Consider the following 16,387-nt stretch of genomic DNA (forward strand, 5'->3'; position numbering starts at 1 on the left):
CATCATAAACGGATTGGTAACGCTGAACCGGTAGTCTTCGAAGACGGCCGGTTGCGCAGCAGGGGGTGCGTGGCCCGCCAAACATCAGAAATGCAAGCGAAGAGTGGAATAGTGTCAAGGTCAATCTCCTCCGTATCATCGCCGCGGTCTGCCGGTTTCCTCGCAAAGGTGCTGACGATCCTTTCGATGGCTATCGCGATCGTCGCGGTCGACTCGGTCAATGCCGAAGCGGAAGCTGCAAATCCTAAATATGCGGGTATCGTCGTCGACGCCCGGACGGGAAATGTTCTCTACAGCGAGAATGCCGACCGTCTTCAGTACCCGGCATCGCTCACGAAGATGATGACGCTCTACATGACCTTCGAGGCCCTTGAGCAGGGCCGCATCCGCCTCGACACGCCTGTCCCCTTCTCCGCTCATGCGGCAGCCCAGGCGCCGACCAAGCTTGGCGTGCGCGCCGGCAGTACGATTACTGTCGAGCAGGGTATCCTCGGCCTTGTGACGTTGTCTGCCAATGATGCTGCGACCGCGCTCGGCGAAATGCTCGGCGGCACGGAAGACCGTTTCGGCCAGATGATGACGGCCAAGGCCCATGCGCTCGGCATGACGCGCACGACGTATCGCAACGCCAACGGCCTTCCGAATACCGCGCAGATGACGACGGCGCGCGACCAGGCCCGCCTGGGCATCGCCCTTCGCCAGCATTTCCCGCAATATTACGGTTATTTCTCTGCGCGCGCCTTCAAGTTCGGCAATCGTGTGATCCGCAGCCATAACCGCCTCGTCGGCTCCGTCCGCGGCGTCGATGGCATCAAGACCGGTTACACCCGCGCTGCCGGCTTCAATCTGGTCAGTTCGCTGCAGGTCGACGGCAAGTCGATCGTCGGCGTGGTTCTCGGCGGTGCATCCACTCCTGCCCGCGACTCGCAGATGCGCAAGCTGCTCGCCACCTACATGCCGAAGGCTTCCATGAGCGGCGCTCTCGTCGCGCAGTCGAAGCCGGTACCCGAGATGATTGAGACGCCTGCTCCGGTTTCTCCTGCCAAGGTTGCTCAGGTGGCGCAGAAGAAGACGATTACCGCAGATCAGGTGCCGGTTACGGCGGCGGCAGCCGACCTCGGCCTGCCGCATAAGGGACCGCTTCCGGACAGCCGCTATCAGCAGGCAAGCACCGAGGTCGCCTATGCGGAAACCGCAGCACCTAAGACCGACAATCCATTGCTGACGCAGCCGATGCCGTCCCCGACCAAGGTCAAGACGGTCGCGATCAAGACGGCCACGGTCAAGCAGCAGGAACAGGCATCGGTCGCCGTGCCGACACCGGCTCCCGCCTATGTCCCGCCGGAACAGGGCGATACTTCCGTCGACGATCTGACGACTGCTTCCACCAAGGCGACGCCGGCCAAGGAGGTTGCCGCGAAGGAAGTGCCGCAGCCGGCGGGATGGGTTGTCCAGATTGGCGTCTCGTCAAGCCGTGAATTGGCGATGGACCTTCTGGCAAACGCCAAGGCCAAGGGCGGGAGGGCACTGAACTCCGCCAAGCCCTTCGCTGTTGCCTATGCCAATGACGGCGATCAGATCTATCGCGCCCGCTTTGGCGGTTTCGATGGCCAGCGTGATGCAGTCAATGCCTGCAAGGCTCTCAAGAAGGCCGGTGTGAAGTGCTGGGCGGCTGCCCAATGAGATATCCAGCGCTGCCTATGACTGATTTGGCGGCGTACCTGCCTGCCGGCTGCGGTGTTCGCGCTGCCGGCAGTCGATCCTAGTTCGATTTGTATTGCGTACGAGGAAGATGATGTCGATCAACGAGAATGTTCCAAATGCGCCTGCGGGGCGCCGGGCGGTCAACAAAGGGCGCTCCGGTCTGCATCCGCTGCACGAAGCAGCGCTCCGGCTTGCCGAAATCGGCCTGCAGCGCCCGAAGGCGAAGTCGCCGAAAACCCGTGATCTGATCAACCTGTTGCTGTGCCATGGTGCGCGCGCCTGGCGCTATTCGCAGCCTGAGGCGTATATTCATCTGCACATCACTTCGCCTGACGGCCATTCGCCGGTCGTGCTGCGCCTGCGCTGAAGTATTTTAGAGTAGGCCGAGTTCCGAAAGCTCGCGGCGAAGATCCGCGGGCAGTTCTGCAATGCCGACGCCGAGGCTGTCGAGATCGCGCGGCACATCTTCGGTCGGATAATAACGCCAGCCCTGGAAGGCTCGCTTCGGCTGAACCGAGGTTTCGATCACCTCCGGACCGAGTATCAGATGGCAGCGGCCGATCCCTTCTCCATCGGTAAACGTCTGGATGTCGAGGATCTTCTGGCGCGCCTGGACCTGACCCTTGATCACCCAATAGAGCGAACCACCGTCGATCAGTTCTTCCACGCGCTTCGGCACCATGCGGGTCGTGTGGACTGAGTGTGGTTCCAGTCCGGCAGCCATGGCGCGCAACGAGCGCTCGGCCACCCATTCACGCAGGTCTTCGATCGAGTCGCAGCCGACGCAGAGCTTGATGAGATTTAGTGCCATGCTGCCGTTGAAATCCTTTTGACCGGCAGCGTCAAGCGGCTAAAGCATGTCTCGCAAAAGTGTGCAGCGGTTTTGCGATAGCGACACGAGGCAAAGAGCTAAAGCGCGAATCTGAAAGATCGCGACGCGCTTTAACATCAGCCGTCCGCAACTCAGCATTCGACGACATTGACGGCCAGACCTCCGGTCGAGGTTTCCTTATATTTCTCACTCATGTCGTAGCCGGTCTGGCGCATGGTCTCGATGCAGGCGTCGAGCGGGACGAAATGCTGGCCGTCGCCCTTCACTGCGAGCGATGCGGCCGTGACCGCCTTTACCGCACCCAGCGCATTGCGTTCGATGCAGGGAACCTGCACCAGACCGGCGATCGGATCGCAGGTCATGCCGAGATGGTGTTCGAGCGCGATTTCCGCGGCATTTTCGATCTGAGCCGGCGTGCCGCCCATGACGGCTGCGAGGCCGGCGGCTGCCATGGCGGCGGCCGAGCCGACCTCGCCCTGACAGCCGACCTCCGCGCCCGAGATCGACGCATTGTGCTTGATGATGCCGCCGATCGCCGCTGCGGTCAGCAGATAGTCGTGGATGCCCTTCTGGTCCCAGTCTTCGTGGAAATGCTCGTAATAGCGGATCGTGGCGGGAATGACGCCTGCCGCGCCATTGGTCGGCGCCGTCACGACACGCCCGCCGGCAGCATTCTCCTCGTTGACCGCCATCGCGTAGACGCTCAGCCAGTCATTGGCGAGCAGCGGGTTGACGCGGTTGCTGCGCCACTCCTCCTGCAGCTTGTCGTGAATATGCTTTGCGCGGCGCCTGACGTTCAGACCGCCGGGCATGATGCCTTCTACCTTCAGTCCGCGCTCGATACAGGAGCGCATCGCTTCCCAGATACGGTCGAGGCCGGAATCCAGCTCCTCGCGGCTGCGCTGGCTTTCCTCATTGGCGCGTTTCATCTGTGCGATTGACAGGCCGGAACGTTCGGCCATTTCCAGCATCTGCTTGGCGCTGGCGAAGGGATAGGGCACCTTGTAATTACCCTGCGATGCTTTCTTGCGCGCCCGCATCTGCTCCAGCTCCGTATCGGTGACGACGAAGCCACCGCCGACGGAATAATAGATGCGCTTGACGAGAAGCCGTCCGTCCTTGTCATAGGCGGAAAAGGTCATGCCATTCGCATGGCCCGGCAGCGGCTGCTTCTTGTCGAAGATCAGGTCCGTCTTCGGCTGGAACTGATAGGCCGGATGCCCCTCCGGCGTGATCCGGCCGCTCTTTTCAACCCCATCGATGATGGCATCCATGTGATCGGGATCGACTTTGTCGGGCGCTTCGCCCATCAGCCCGAGGATGACCGCCCTGCCCGTTCCGTGGCCGATCCCCGTATGGGCGAGCGAACCATGCAGGCTGACCTTGATGGCAGTCACCTGCGCGCCAATGGAAGGACGCGGCCATTCGTTGGACAGGATGAGGTCAAGGAACCGATTGGCAGCCGTCATCGGCCCCATCGTGTGCGAACTCGACGGCCCCACCCCGATCTTGAATACATCGAATACCGAAAGAAACATGGGGGCGCCTTCTAAAATTCACGATGCAGACTATGCGAGCCAGGCTCGGTATCCGCGTGACGGACCGACATCGCCTTGAACCGGTGCGACATCCGGCCGGACACTAGTTAAAAGCAGACCATCTTGCCAGCAATTCTCATCTTGCCGGTCATTGCAGCATTCGAATGCATCTATAGAGTGGCCGCATTTATATGGGAACTGACTCGCTGATGATGACGACGGCGGATTATATCGCGCTTGCCTTCTTTATCTTTATCTGGATGGGCTATTCCTGGCTGCTGCACGGTCAGACCTTCTTCGGGCGCACCAGCCTGACCCACGCCATGGCGGAGCGGCGGCGTGAATGGATATATAACTCCCTGCGTCGCGATTTGAAGATGATCGACACCCAGATCATGGCAGGGCTGCAGAACGGCACGGCCTTTTTCGCCTCGACATCCATCTTCGCGGTCGGCAGCTGCTTTGCGCTGCTCGGCGCCACGGAAAAGGTGGATGCCGTCTTCGCCGACCTGCCCTTCGTCTTCCACAGCGGACATGCCGTCTTTGAAATGAAGGTCGGCGGCCTTGCTGCCCTCTTCGGCTACGCCTTCTTCAAGTTCGGCTGGTCCTATCGCCTCTTCAACTATTGCACCATTCTCTTCGGCGGCATTCCGATGGTGCATGACTCGGAGAAGGACATGATCGCCGCCGAGCGCGCCGCGGAGCGTGTCATCCGCATGAATGTCATCGCCGGCGGCCATTTCAACGAGGGTCTCAGGGCGATCTTCCTGTCGATCGGTTATCTCGGCTGGTTCATCAACCCCTATGTTTTCATGGGCACGACGGCGATGGTCATTGTGGTCCTCACGCGCCGGCAGTTCTTTTCGGAAGCGCGCCTCGCCATCATGGACGCGAACCCGCCACCAAATCTCCACCTTTCTCCTGTTCAGCGCAACAAGCCGTCAGCGAGTGACGGTGATGAGCTGTCCGAGGGATTGTGAATGATAGTGTCGGCAACGGAAGCGACGGCCCCGCAGAAATCACCGCGCATCGGCCTTGTGGATACGGCGCGCGGCGCCGCGCTTATTGCCATGGCCACCTACCATTTCAGCTGGGATCTGGAATTCATGGGCTATCTCCAGCCCGGGACCGCCGAGACCGGCTGGCTGAAGATCTATGCCCGCGCGATCGCCACCACCTTCCTCTTCATCGTCGGCATCAGCCTGGTGTTATCAAGCCGGCCTGAAATCCGCTGGCCTTCCTTCTGGAAGCGTTTCGCCATGGTCGCCGGCGCAGCCGTGGTCATATCCGCCGCGACACGTTACTTCGTGCCCGGCGAATGGATCTATTTCGGCATCCTGCATTCCATCGCGGCTCTGAGCCTCATCGGCGTGATTTTTCTGCGCCTGCCCTTGCCCGTGACGCTGCTCGTCACGCTGGCGCTGTTCGTCGCCTGGATTGTCGACGCCTTCATCATGCCCGGCGTGCTGGATTCGCACCTTTTCGACCCGAAATATCTGGCCTGGCTCGGCTTTGCGGCCACCCCAGACCGGTCGAACGATTTTGTGCCGCTCTTTCCCTGGGCGACGCCCTTCTTTCTCGGCATGAGCCTCGCCCGTCTTTCCTTCCGCACGAACCTGCCCCAGCGACTGGCATCATTGGGCACGGGTGGAACGTGGCTTGCGCGCCTCGGCCGCCACAGCCTCGCCTTCTACCTCATTCATCAGCCGGTATTGATCGCCATCGCTTATGGCCTGACCTTCATCATCGCGCCGCCAAAACCCGATCCGGCAGCGACATATCTGCGCCAGTGCAATACGTCCTGCACGGTCGAACAGGGCGAAGCGCTCTGCCGCAGCTTTTGCCAGTGCACGCTCGATCAGCTGCAGGCACAGCAGCTCTTGACGCCGTTCCAGACAGGCGCGGTCAAGGCGGATGATGAGAGAATTATGGCGCTTGCCACCCAGTGCAGCGCCGAAATAGAGCCCGCGCCGCAGTCGCAGCCCGAGCCCCAACAGTGATCAGGTGGTGACGCCGATCTCGGCGAGGCGGCCAAGGCAGGACTCCTCGATATTGTCGAGCTCGGTGATCGTTTCGTCGATATCCTTGCGCTTCTGGCGCAGGTCTTCGCGCTTTTCGTCCACGCGCTTCATCAACAGCTTGAGCTGGCCGAGCTCGCCCGGCGGCTCCTTGTATACCTGAATGATCTCGCGGATTTCGGCGATGGTGAAGCCGATGCGCCGGCCACGCAGGATTTCCTGAATGAGCCGCCTGTCGGCAGGACGGAACAGCCGCGTGCGTCCGCGACGTTCCGGTTGGATCAAACCTTCGTCTTCATAGAAGCGAAGCGTGCGAGTCGATACTCCGAATTCGCGCGTCAGCTCCGTTATGGTATAGTACTTGTTCACCAGCATGGCATCCCCGTCATCCGCCTGACATAATATTGACTTTTACGTAATAGTCAATTTAGGCATCTGTTCAGATGCCGAACCACCATGTCGCTAAGCCGAGGAAGGCGAAAAAGCCGGTACAGTCGGTGACGGTCGTGACGAAGACGGACGAGGCGATCGCAGGGTCCGCTCCCATCTTGTCGAGCAGCAGCGGCAACAGGATGCCGGCAAGGGCTGCTGCAATCAGATTGATGATCATCGCCGCCCCGATGACGGCGCCAAGCTGGTAATTGTGGAACCAGGTGCCGGCGATCAAGCCCAGCAGCAAGGCGAAGAGCATTCCGTTCAGGATGCCGACGCCCGCCTCTCTGCGGATGATGCGGCCGGCATTGTAGATATCGAGGTCACGGGTTGCGAGTGCACGCACGGTCACGGTCATGGTCTGCGTGCCGGCATTGCCGCCCATGGAGGCGACGATAGGCATCAGCACCGCAAGCGCAATCATCTTCTCGATCGAGCCGTCGAAGAGGCCGATGACGCTTGCAGACAGCATCGCCGTGCCCAAGTTGATCAAGAGCCAGAGGAAGCGCGAGCGCACGGTCGAGATCACGTTGTCGGACAGTTCTTCGTCGCCCACACCGCCGAGACGCTTGATGTCCTCGTCCGCCTCTTCGTGGATGACGTCGACCACGTCGTCGATGGTGAGCACGCCGACGAGCCGTTCGTTCTCATCGACGACAGCCGCAGACAGGAGGTCGTACTGTTCGAAGAGCTGGGCGGCCTCTTCCTGGTCCATCTCGGCGGGGATCGGATGGTTCGTTTCCCGCATGATGGCTTCGATCTTGTTCTGCCGCTTGGTGCGCAGGATCTGATCGAGATCGACGGCCCCGAGCAACTTGAAGGTCGGGTCGATGACGAAGATCTGCGAGAAGGAATAGGGCAGATCCTCCTCGTCGCGCATGTAGTCGATCGTCTGTCCGACGGTCCAGAACGGCGGCACGGCGACGAATTCCGTCTGCATGCGGCGGCCGGCCGAGCTTTCGGGATAATCGAGCGCGCGGCGAAGGCGCACCCGCTCCGTAAACGGCAGCTGCGCGAGGATCTCTTCCCGGTCTTCCTTGTCGAGGTCTTCGAGAATGTAGACCGCGTCGTCCGAATCCAGTTCGCCGATGGCCGCGGCGATCTGCTCGTTCGGCAGCTGGTCGACGATCTCGCGGCGGATCGTCTCGTCCACTTCGGTCAGCGCCGTCATGTCGAAATCGTCGCCGAGCAGGCGCACCAGCGCTAGGCGCTGATCCGGCTGGATCGATTCCAGGAGGTCGCCTATTTCCGATTCGTGCAGGCGCGCGACGTTCTGGCGAAGAAACAGCGTATCGCGATCGGCGATGGCTGCACCCAGGCGCGCCAGGAAATCGCTGCGCACATTGCCATCTTCATTATAGATATCGACTTCTTCGTCGGTCGGACGCTTGCGGCGGTCTTCGGTATCGGTCGTCGTCATATGCCGCCCTCGCATCTGATTTCAAAGACTATCGAGCCGCATTGGAAAATGTCGGCTGAAAATGCATTGTCAACAAGCGGATAAGCGAATTCCGCCCTGCCCTTGCGGCCGCGGGATTCCTTATCGACCTGCTAGCCCAAAGCATTTCTGCCGTAAAGCTCAAACACATGCTTTCTGATGACAATGCCTGTGGTCGGCTATAGTTTCCGCTGCCATTTGCCGAAAGGAAGCTTAGCTGTGCCGATCCGCCCGATTCTCCGCTATCCGCATCCCGGCCTGAAGACGGTCTGCGCCCCGGTAATGTCGTTCGATTCGGCCCTGTCAGGGCTTGCCGACGACCTGTTGCAGACGATGCGGGCGGCACCCGGTGTCGGCATCACCGCTGCCCATATCGGCGTCTTTGAGCGGCTGACGGTGCTGGAACTCGACAAGGCCGACGGCGTGCGCATCTATGTCAATCCCGACATCACCTGGTTTTCGGACGAGACGATGATCCATATGGAGGGCAGCGTCTCGATGCCGGGCGCGACGGACGAGGTCACACGCCCGAAGGCGATCCGCTTTCACTATCAGGATCTCCAGGGCCATCACCACGAAGAAGAGGCATCGGACTTCCTCGCCATCTGCGTCCAGCACGAGATCGATCAGCTCGACGGCATTTTCTGGCTGCAGCGCCTGTCGCGGCTGAAGCGTGACCGGCTGGTCAAAAAGTGGGATAGAATGAAAAGCTGAGGGTAGCGCCGCAATCGGTCGAACCAACAGCGCCCTTCCGGCGTTTGCCTTGCAGAATGGAACCGGAAGGAGACGGAAATGCCAAAGATCACTGACAAGACCTCGCTTTCCCGCGAAGAGGATTATCGCGACTTCGAGGAGCGCAATCTGGACGACGGCTGGCCTTATGCCGACGGCAGCGGTGCGAAAGCCGCAGCAACCGAAAACCGTGCCTATGGCGAAACCTCGGCCAATTTCGACCGTGACCGCAACGGCGGCTTCCGCATCGACGGCACGGACGAGGAGGGCAATGAAAATCGTCTGAAGGATTCGCTCGAGCCTGATACCATCGACCGCGACGAGAGCGACGATCTCGAGGCCCGCGTGACCGAAAATCTGGAAAATATCCCCGAGGTAGATATCGACAGCGTCGAGGTTCACGCCGACGGGCATACCGTGACGCTGGACGGGTCGGTCGAAACGATCGGCATCGCCCGCAAGGTCGAGCTCGGCGCTCTGTCGGTGGACGGTGTCCACCATGTGCGTAACCGGCTGCAGATGACAGGTGTCGATGCCCACATCCCGAACGAAGACTAAGGCCAAAACACGAAATCGCCACATTTCAGGACCGGAAAGCTTGCTGCTTTCCGGTTTTTCCGTCTCTAAAATTACAAATAGTTAATCAATTAAAGATTGCAAAATTGCCCTTCGGATGAAAGCGTTGACATCTCAGGCAATTAACTGTGCCGGCTAAGGTAACGTACCCCTCAAAAACATTGACAAATATGTGATTTCATTTGGACAAAACGTCGCAACATGGCCGTCATCTTTCTCACAAATTTGCCCGAATTGGGGAGCGAACTGAGCTTGCCGAGGGTTGGTTTTGTGTTGTTGCTTGCAACAAGAGATTGAGGAGATGACCCATGCGCATGAAAATCGCCGCCGCCGCCACCCTGTTTGCCGTCAGCCTGGCCAGTGCAGCCTTCGCTCAGACGAAGTACAACGACGACTATTCCAACGATGGCGACGGCCTCTACCAGACCCCGGTCGCACCGGCCAAGCCCATGCACTACCCGACCCATGCGGCCGCCCCTGCCTATTCCAGCGACTACACGAATGACAGCGATGGCTTCTCGCCGACAGCAATGACGAAGCCGGCGAAAGTCGACAACACCACGACCGCCAGCATCAAGCCGCTGCCGGACTGCCACAGCATGGTCGGCCCGAAGGGCTCCCACCAGAAAGGCGCCGATAGCGGAGCAAGCCGCACCGAAGCATGCCGCGCAATGCACTGACATAATCCGAGAAAGGGCCGGTTTCCGGCCCTTTTCTTTTGTAATTTCAATGTCTCCTGCGGCGTAATCCACACCTCGGGCAAGCTTTTAAAAAAAACTGTCACATCGCGCTTGTGTACCTCTGAGGCTTTTGCTACATGCTGCCTCGCCGACGCAAATCGGCCTACCACGATGCGGTCGTGGCGGAATTGGTAGACGCGCAGCGTTGAGGTCGCTGTGGGGCAACCCGTGGAAGTTCGAGTCTTCTCGACCGCACCATTCCCCTCTCAGGGGTATTATTTTGATTATGTTTTTTTGGACGAGTGCGAATATTTCTCCGCGCGATTTTAGTTACGCCAGAACCATACTTTTATTGGTTCTGTTTGTGTGGTCGCGAAAAAAGCAACCGATTTGATCGATGTTCAACGTTCGCACCTCTCTTAAGCAGCTCCCGTGATCATCTCAGTTCAATCCCTCCAAGACTGAGTCCTCGGCGTGACGGTTTGCTTTTCAAACGCCCCTCGAATCTCCGATCTGACACAGAGACTGTGCTGCCTCTTTGAGCATCACTGATACGCGACTCATCCCATATCGCCCGTCACCGGAATCGGCGCGGTCCTGGCACTTTATCTTCCCGCCTCTTCAACGTGACACCAGACCGCGAGAAGCGGAGTAGTGGTGCAACGCATGGCAAACGACTGTCCGGCTTCAGCAGCGAAGACACCGCCTATTCCGGTCGAAAACCAGTTCTCTCCGGCTATTGAAAGTTCGCATGGGGAAAGCAGCAGGAAGGCCCGTGAAAACCGTTGGACGTGATCCGGGAAACGGCTGTAGGGTTCCATATATGTAAGGCCAACCCGGATATCCGTCCGGTCCTCCAGGCCACCTGGCCCAACAATCACGCTATGGGCATGGGCCTTCTCAAAGTTGAGGCTGGCAAATGGTCCACTTCTGCCTCTGATCCACACGAGCGATTCGGCAAGGCGCCAAACGCACTGCGCTATCTCGGAGTATAAGTCGCCAGTCGCGATTGCGTTTTGAAGTGCCGCCTCAAGGCCTGAAGGGGTTCCGGTATCCTGGAGCCGCGTGTCGCGCAGCGTTCCTGTACGCTCGAGCTTTTGAAAGACCTTACCCGCGACAAAGCTCGCCATCGTCGAAGCCGAGGGATTCAGCATCGCCCGGACCAGCAAGTTCAGGAAGTTGTCGAGCATCGCTGGGCGCTGCGCTGCGCCGCGTTCGCGAAGCCTGCTTTTTACCGGCTCATTCTCATCGGTGATGAGTAGATCTGCTGCCCGCTTGATTATCCTGCCCATTACCTTCTCCGTGCAGGACCTTCCCTACAGTGCCGGGTCCAGCTCCTGCAAGGACTCTGATCGATTTGCCGCCAGGCCACGATCGGCGGCATAACGTTCAGCCACAGTATCGGCCTCATGCCGTCGTGGGTTCCTGGGTCGTGGCGGGAGAGACTTGCGACGGCATCCGCGCGGACAAATCGCCGATCACCCGGAACGTCTCCCGCTTCGTTCCGCATTTCATGATAGACCGGTAGCGCGTAGACGCTCCATGCTGAAAAGCCGCCTGCAGCAAAGAACAATTGAATCGCTCTTCGCCCGAGTCCATATAGAAGCCCGCGCCGCGCCTCTCTTTGCGTGATGGCGCGCCAAGGACTGTCATGCTACGCACCGATCTCGATTTCTCTATGCTCCCGAAACTTGGTTCGCGCCCCGTTCGCTGGCGCATCTCGGATGAGCTCGTGCCCTATGTGGAAGCGGTAGAGACGATGGAGCGGGAGGTAGCTGATATTGCCGAAGGCGGCGACGAGCTTGTCTGGCTGCTGGAGCATCCGTCGCTCTATACGGCCGGCACCAGTGCCGATGCCAAGGATCTCGTCGAGCCGGATCGCTTCCCGGTCTTCGCCACCGGCCGCGGCGGTGAATATACCTATCACGGTCCCGGCCAGCGTGTTGCCTATGTCATGCTTGATCTCAAGCGCCGCCGGCAGGATGTCCGCGCCTTCGTCGCAGCACTGGAAGAAGTCATCATCCGAACGCTCGATTCGATGAACGTGCGCGGTGAACGGCGCGAGGATCGTGTCGGTGTCTGGGTCCGCCGGCCGGAGAGGCCGCTATTGCCTGACGGCACCATGGCGGAAGACAAGATCGCCGCACTTGGCATCCGCCTGCGCAAATGGGTGACTTTCCACGGCCTGTCGCTGAACGTCGATCCCGATCTCGATCATTTCACCGGCATCGTGCCCTGCGGCATCTCGGCCTTCGGCGTTACCAGCCTCGTCGATCTCGGCCTGCCGGTGATGATGGCCGATGCCGATATCCGCCTGCGTGCTGCCTTCGAAGAGATCTTCGGCGAAACCGTCAACGATACGGGGCACTGTCCTTGATTGCCAGTCCTTGATTGCCAGTCCTTGATTGAATGACCTTCCTGTGGTTGATGACGTCATCCGCAAGAAGCAGCCCTCATGTCCCAATCTCCCTCCGCACAGAATCCGCTCCAGGGCATGGCTATCATGGCTGGCGCCATGGCCATCCTGCCGACGATGGACGCGATCGCCAAATACATGGCGACCTTCGAGGGCATGTCGCCTGGACAGGTAACCTTCTACCGCTTCTTCTTCCAGCTGGTCTGCACTCTGCCGATCCTCTTTGCCATGTTCGGCATGCAGGCGCTGTCCGCCAAGCGCCCGTGGATGAACCTCCTGCGCGGTGCGCTGCATGGCGCAGCCAGCCTGCTTTTCTTCGTCGCGGTCAAATACATGCCGCTCGCCGATGTCTTCGCCATCTACTTCGTCGAGCCCTTCATGCTGACGACGCTCTCGGCACTGTTTCTGGGAGACAAGGTCGGCTGGCGCCGCTGGATGGCAATCGTCGTCGGTTTCGGCGGCGCGATGATCGTCATCCAGCCAAGCTATGAGATCTTTGGCCTGAAGGCACTGCTGCCGGTTTTCTGCGCCTTCCTCTTCTCGCTTTATCTCTTCCTCAACCGTGCGATCGGCGAGGCGGATTCGCCGCTGACGATGCAAACGATGTCGGGTATCGGCGGTACGATCTTCATGGCGGGCGCAATGTTTGTCGGAAGCAGCATCGGCAATGCCGACTTCACCCCCTCCCTGCCCGCCTCCTGGCTCGGCCTCGCGCTGCTGGTCATTCTCGGCACGATCTCGGGCTATGCGCACATGCTGGTTGTTAAGGCTTTCCGCCTGGCGCCGCTGTCGCTGCTTGCGCCGTTCCAATATTTCGAGATCATTTCGGCGACCGTGCTCGGTTACGCCCTCTTCGGCGATTTTCCGAATGTTTCCAAATGGATCGGCATCGCCATTATAGTTGCATCGGGTCTTTTTATCATCTGGCGCGAGCGTTTGCAGGCACGGTCGTTAAAATCCGAATGAAACGGCCAATCCAAGGTTAACCCTCCTTCTTGAGGGATCTTCAATTCGGTATCGATAAAACCACTTCCGACTTCATGATGAAGTCTGGAGATAAAAGATGAGTGAGTTCCGTCTCGCTTTTCCGGCGTGTGTCATCGCCGGTAAGCATCGGCTGACGGCCGAGGACATTGTGCTGCTGCGCAAACATACCTTTCCGGAGGGAATCCGGACATCCGATGATGTCGTGGTGATGTTGGCGCTCAATAATTCCTGCCCCGAAAAATGCTCGGAATGGAACGCGTTCTTCGTGGAACAGCTGGCAGGCTTCATCGTCGATTATACCTATCCGCAGGGCTCACTGGACGAAATAAATGTCGCATGGATCATGCGCATGTTCACGACCGACGGCGTTGTCAATTCCGCGCTCGAGCTTGAGCTCGTCCTGCACGTCATGGAACTCAGCGCCCATGTGCCCGATGAGCTGCGGGCGCTCGCGCTCGATCAGCTCCGCCTGGCGCTATCAGAGGATATCGGCGGCTACAAACTGACCCGCGCTATCGACCGCAAGAGCATCGCACGCCAGGATGTCGACTACGTCATGCGCGTTTTGAGAAGCGTCAGCGAAGGCGGCGTCATCGGCGTTTCGCCGGTCGAATATGGCGTTCTGCAGCGCATCGAGGCGGCAACGCTACCAGGCGCGAATCATCAGCGCTGGGGCGAGATCATGGCTGCGGTCGAAATCAGAGATTATGCCGAGCCGAAACGCAGCCGTTGGCTGCGCATCATCGACGAAGAGCCGGTCGTCGCTGCTGCGGTTGCCTGATCGTCTGTAATATCTCAGCCCGCCCTGATTCTTCAGCCCAATTGTACGTTCCGGCTTTTTATGCGTAAAACTCCGGAACGCATTTCCTGGGTGGAGTCTCGATGTTCAAGAAAATCCTGATCGCGAATCGCGGCGAGATTGCCTGCCGCGTGATCAAAACCGCGCGCCGCATGGGCATTGCCACCGTTGCGGTCTATTCGGATGCGGATCGGGATGCCCTGCATGTCGAAATGGCCGATGAGGCCGTCCACATTGGCCCTGCCCCGGCTGCCGAAAGCTATCTCGTTGCCGAAAAGATAATCGCTGCCTGCAAAGAGACCGGTGCCGAAGCCGTGCACCCCGGCTATGGCTTCCTGTCGGAGCGCGCTTCCTTCTGCGAGGCGCTGGAGAAGGAAGGCATCATCTTCATAGGCCCGAAGCCCAGGGCGATCATGGCGATGGGCGACAAGATCGAATCGAAGAAATTCGCCAATGCCGCCAAGGTCTCGACCGTACCCGGTTATCTCGGGGTGATCGATGACGTGGCGCATGCCGAAAAGATCGCCGCTGAGATCGGCTATCCCGTGATGATCAAGGCATCAGCCGGCGGCGGCGGCAAGGGTATGCGCATTGCCTGGAATCAGGCGGAGGTGCGCGACGGCTTCGACCGCGCCCGCTCGGAAGCCAAGAGTTCCTTCGGCGACGACCGCGTCTTCATCGAGAAATATGTGGTCGATCCGCGCCATATCGAAATCCAGGTGCTGGCGGATGCGCATGGTAATGTCGTCTATCTCGGCGAGCGCGAATGCTCCATCCAGCGACGGAACCAGAAGGTCGCCGAAGAAGCGCCCTCGCCTTTCCTCGATGAGAAGACCCGTGCCGCCATGGGCGCGCAGTCGGTGGCGCTCGCAAAGGCTGTCGACTATCAGAGCGCCGGCACGGTGGAGTTCATTGTCGACCGCGACCGCAATTTCTATTTCCTCGAAATGAATACCCGCCTGCAGGTTGAGCATCCGGTAACGGAACTCGTGACCGGCATCGATCTCGTCGAGCAGATGATCCGCGTTGCATCAGGCGAGAAGCTGCCCTTCGCCCAGAAGGACATCAGGTTGAATGGCTGGGCGGTGGAAAGCCGTCTCTATGCCGAAGATCCCTACCGCAACTTCCTGCCCTCAATCGGCCGCCTGACGCGTTACCGGCCACCGGCAGAGGGCCGGACTGGCGATCTGATCATTCGCAACGATACCGGTGTCTTCGAAGGCGCCGAAATCTCCATGTATTACGACCCGATGATCGCCAAGCTCTGCACCTGGGCGCCGAGCCGCCTGCAGGCGGTGGAAGCCATGGGCCAGGCGCTCGACGCGTTCGTGGTCGATGGCATCGAACACAATGTTCCCTTCCTCTCGGCGCTCATGAAGCATCCGCGCTGGCGCGAAGGCCGCCTTTCCACCGGCTTCATCGCTGAGGAATATCCTGAAGGCTTCGCCCCGATGGCGCCTGACGCAGCGGAAGAGGCAGCGCTTGCCGCCATCGCGCTTTCCGTTTCCTTGATCGAGTCCGGCCGCCGCGAGGACTTTGCCGACCGCTTGCGCCAGGCGAGCGGCTCCTTGCGTGACGAATGGGCCGTCAAGCTTGGCAGCACCTATGTGCCTGTCAAACTGATCGATGGCCTCGTCACGATTCCCTTCGAGATGGAAATGGAGGTCGGTGGCCGCACCGAAACCGTTGTCACCGATTGGAGACCGGGCGATCCTGTCTGGCATGGCAGGATTGCCAGCCGGCCGGTGACGGCGCAGATCCGTCCGATCCTGAATGGCCTGCGAATCGACTGGCAGGGTCTTTCGGTCAAGGCGCGTGTCTTTACGCCGCGTCATGCCGAGTTGGATCGCCTGATGCCCGTCAAGTTGCCGCCGGATACCTCCAAGCTCCTGCTCTGCCCCATGCCCGGCCTCGTCGTCTCGATCGCCGTCTCCGAAGGCCAGGAGGTCAAGGCAGGCGAAACGCTCGCTGTCGTCGAAGCGATGAAGATGGAAAACGTGCTGCGTGCCGAGCGCGATCTCGTCGTCGGCAAGATCACGGCCGCTCCTGGCGAAAGCCTCGCGGTCGATGCCATCATCATGGAATTTGCCTGAGGCGAAGCCGATATGGAGTTCAACCAGGCGAAGCCGATATGGAATTCACCCAGGCGAAGCCGATATGGAATTCACCTAGGCGAAGCCGATATGGAATTCACCTAGGCGAAGCCGATTTTCGAATGGCGTTCTAAGCCCTTTT

17 protein-coding genes and 1 tRNA gene are annotated in these 16,387 nt (G+C 59.6%); 13 read left to right on the top strand and 5 right to left on the bottom strand.

The window, feature by feature from the left end:
- Window positions 1-90: 90 nt before the first annotated feature.
- Window positions 91-1,683, top strand: coding sequence for a serine hydrolase (locus AC1DUP_RS27865; RefSeq protein WP_477835945.1), 1,593 nt, complete (start codon window positions 91-93; stop codon window positions 1,681-1,683).
- Between the two features lie 112 nt (window positions 1,684-1,795).
- Complete coding sequence (locus AC1DUP_RS27870) at window positions 1,796-2,071, top strand: hypothetical protein (protein ID WP_113295473.1); 276 nt, start codon at window positions 1,796-1,798, stop codon at window positions 2,069-2,071.
- A gap of 6 nt (window positions 2,072-2,077) precedes the next feature.
- Here AC1DUP_RS27870 and AC1DUP_RS27875 read toward each other — a convergent pair whose 3' ends face one another.
- On the bottom strand, window positions 2,078-2,515 hold the full coding sequence (locus AC1DUP_RS27875) for a DUF1489 family protein (protein WP_113310620.1): 438 nt from the start codon (window positions 2,513-2,515) through the stop codon (window positions 2,078-2,080).
- A 152-nt stretch (window positions 2,516-2,667) separates the two neighbouring features.
- The gene (locus AC1DUP_RS27880) at window positions 2,668-4,074 is read right to left on the bottom strand and encodes an L-serine ammonia-lyase (RefSeq protein WP_113295471.1); all 1,407 of its coding nucleotides are present in this window, start codon (window positions 4,072-4,074) and stop codon (window positions 2,668-2,670) included.
- A 212-nt stretch (window positions 4,075-4,286) separates the two neighbouring features.
- Between AC1DUP_RS27880 and AC1DUP_RS27885 the strand changes: the two genes are divergently transcribed.
- Window positions 4,287-5,054, top strand: a complete 768-nt coding sequence (locus AC1DUP_RS27885; RefSeq protein ID WP_113295728.1) for a DUF599 domain-containing protein — start codon at window positions 4,287-4,289, stop codon at window positions 5,052-5,054.
- Window positions 5,055-6,074: a heparan-alpha-glucosaminide N-acetyltransferase gene (locus AC1DUP_RS27890; protein WP_115035042.1), complete on the top strand. Its 1,020-nt coding sequence runs from the start codon at window positions 5,055-5,057 to the stop codon at window positions 6,072-6,074.
- Here the strand turns inward: AC1DUP_RS27890 and AC1DUP_RS27895 are convergent, their stop codons facing one another.
- Both AC1DUP_RS27895 and mgtE read right to left on the bottom strand, forming a co-directional pair.
- Window positions 6,075-6,467, bottom strand: a complete 393-nt coding sequence (locus AC1DUP_RS27895) for a MerR family transcriptional regulator (protein ID WP_113295469.1) — start codon at window positions 6,465-6,467, stop codon at window positions 6,075-6,077. It abuts the gene before it with no gap.
- A gap of 64 nt (window positions 6,468-6,531) precedes the next feature.
- Window positions 6,532-7,944 (bottom strand): magnesium transporter, encoded by a 1,413-nt coding sequence (gene mgtE, locus AC1DUP_RS27900; RefSeq protein ID WP_113295468.1) that lies wholly within the window; start codon window positions 7,942-7,944, stop codon window positions 6,532-6,534.
- Window positions 7,945-8,181: 237 nt separating this feature from the next.
- Here mgtE and AC1DUP_RS27905 point away from each other — a divergent pair, with 237 nt between their 5' ends.
- The 4 genes from AC1DUP_RS27905 (at window position 8,182) to AC1DUP_RS27920 (ending at window position 10,208) form a co-directional block, all read left to right on the top strand.
- The gene (locus tag AC1DUP_RS27905) at window positions 8,182-8,676 is read left to right on the top strand and encodes a peptide deformylase (protein ID WP_477835949.1); all 495 of its coding nucleotides are present in this window, start codon (window positions 8,182-8,184) and stop codon (window positions 8,674-8,676) included.
- A gap of 78 nt (window positions 8,677-8,754) precedes the next feature.
- On the top strand, window positions 8,755-9,252 hold the full coding sequence (locus AC1DUP_RS27910; protein ID WP_477835951.1) for a BON domain-containing protein: 498 nt from the start codon (window positions 8,755-8,757) through the stop codon (window positions 9,250-9,252).
- Window positions 9,253-9,578: 326 nt separating this feature from the next.
- Entirely contained in the window at window positions 9,579-9,950 is a 372-nt protein-coding gene (locus AC1DUP_RS27915) for a hypothetical protein (RefSeq protein ID WP_113509260.1), read from the top strand.
- Window positions 9,951-10,123: 173 nt separating this feature from the next.
- Window positions 10,124-10,208 (top strand) — tRNA-Leu (locus AC1DUP_RS27920).
- Window positions 10,209-10,555: 347 nt separating this feature from the next.
- Here AC1DUP_RS27920 and AC1DUP_RS27925 read toward each other — a convergent pair.
- The gene (locus AC1DUP_RS27925) at window positions 10,556-11,242 is read right to left on the bottom strand and encodes a dimethylsulfonioproprionate lyase family protein (RefSeq protein WP_113310625.1); all 687 of its coding nucleotides are present in this window, start codon (window positions 11,240-11,242) and stop codon (window positions 10,556-10,558) included.
- 125 nt (window positions 11,243-11,367) lie between these two features.
- Here AC1DUP_RS27925 and AC1DUP_RS27930 point away from each other — a divergent pair, with 125 nt between their 5' ends.
- The 5 genes from AC1DUP_RS27930 to AC1DUP_RS27950 all read left to right on the top strand — a co-directional run bounded on the left by AC1DUP_RS27930 (window position 11,368) and on the right by AC1DUP_RS27950 (window position 16,245).
- Window positions 11,368-11,478 (top strand): glutathionylspermidine synthase family protein, encoded by a 111-nt coding sequence (locus AC1DUP_RS27930; protein WP_477835955.1) that lies wholly within the window; start codon window positions 11,368-11,370, stop codon window positions 11,476-11,478.
- A gap of 123 nt (window positions 11,479-11,601) precedes the next feature.
- Entirely contained in the window at window positions 11,602-12,327 is a 726-nt protein-coding gene (gene lipB, locus AC1DUP_RS27935; RefSeq protein WP_113509261.1) for a lipoyl(octanoyl) transferase LipB, read from the top strand.
- 78 nt (window positions 12,328-12,405) lie between these two features.
- Window positions 12,406-13,332, top strand: coding sequence for a DMT family transporter (locus tag AC1DUP_RS27940; RefSeq protein ID WP_113509262.1), 927 nt, complete (start codon window positions 12,406-12,408; stop codon window positions 13,330-13,332).
- 97 nt (window positions 13,333-13,429) lie between these two features.
- Window positions 13,430-14,134, top strand: coding sequence for a hypothetical protein (locus tag AC1DUP_RS27945; RefSeq protein ID WP_113310628.1), 705 nt, complete (start codon window positions 13,430-13,432; stop codon window positions 14,132-14,134).
- A gap of 101 nt (window positions 14,135-14,235) precedes the next feature.
- Window positions 14,236-16,245, top strand: a complete 2,010-nt coding sequence (locus AC1DUP_RS27950; protein ID WP_477835958.1) for an acetyl-CoA carboxylase biotin carboxylase subunit — start codon at window positions 14,236-14,238, stop codon at window positions 16,243-16,245.
- Window positions 16,246-16,387 lie beyond the last annotated feature (142 nt).

This window comes from Rhizobium sp. 01L419 (genome assembly GCF_056400025.1).

Coding starts and splice junctions, on each gene's coding strand:
- AC1DUP_RS27910 (WP_477835951.1), top strand. CDS start 8,755: ATGCCAAAGATCACTGACAAGACCTCGCTTTCCCGCGAAGAGGATTAT.
- AC1DUP_RS27925 (WP_113310625.1), bottom strand. CDS start 11,242: ATGGGCAGGATAATCAAGCGGGCAGCAGATCTACTCATCACCGATGAG.
- mgtE (WP_113295468.1), bottom strand. CDS start 7,944: ATGACGACGACCGATACCGAAGACCGCCGCAAGCGTCCGACCGACGAA.
- AC1DUP_RS27915 (WP_113509260.1), top strand. CDS start 9,579: ATGCGCATGAAAATCGCCGCCGCCGCCACCCTGTTTGCCGTCAGCCTG.
- AC1DUP_RS27890 (WP_115035042.1), top strand. CDS start 5,055: ATGATAGTGTCGGCAACGGAAGCGACGGCCCCGCAGAAATCACCGCGC.
- AC1DUP_RS27880 (WP_113295471.1), bottom strand. CDS start 4,074: ATGTTTCTTTCGGTATTCGATGTATTCAAGATCGGGGTGGGGCCGTCG.
- AC1DUP_RS27950 (WP_477835958.1), top strand. CDS start 14,236: ATGTTCAAGAAAATCCTGATCGCGAATCGCGGCGAGATTGCCTGCCGC.
- lipB (WP_113509261.1), top strand. CDS start 11,602: ATGCTACGCACCGATCTCGATTTCTCTATGCTCCCGAAACTTGGTTCG.
- AC1DUP_RS27940 (WP_113509262.1), top strand. CDS start 12,406: ATGTCCCAATCTCCCTCCGCACAGAATCCGCTCCAGGGCATGGCTATC.
- AC1DUP_RS27875 (WP_113310620.1), bottom strand. CDS start 2,515: ATGGCACTAAATCTCATCAAGCTCTGCGTCGGCTGCGACTCGATCGAA.
- AC1DUP_RS27870 (WP_113295473.1), top strand. CDS start 1,796: ATGTCGATCAACGAGAATGTTCCAAATGCGCCTGCGGGGCGCCGGGCG.
- AC1DUP_RS27885 (WP_113295728.1), top strand. CDS start 4,287: ATGACGACGGCGGATTATATCGCGCTTGCCTTCTTTATCTTTATCTGG.
- AC1DUP_RS27865 (WP_477835945.1), top strand. CDS start 91: ATGCAAGCGAAGAGTGGAATAGTGTCAAGGTCAATCTCCTCCGTATCA.
- AC1DUP_RS27895 (WP_113295469.1), bottom strand. CDS start 6,467: ATGCTGGTGAACAAGTACTATACCATAACGGAGCTGACGCGCGAATTC.
- AC1DUP_RS27945 (WP_113310628.1), top strand. CDS start 13,430: ATGAGTGAGTTCCGTCTCGCTTTTCCGGCGTGTGTCATCGCCGGTAAG.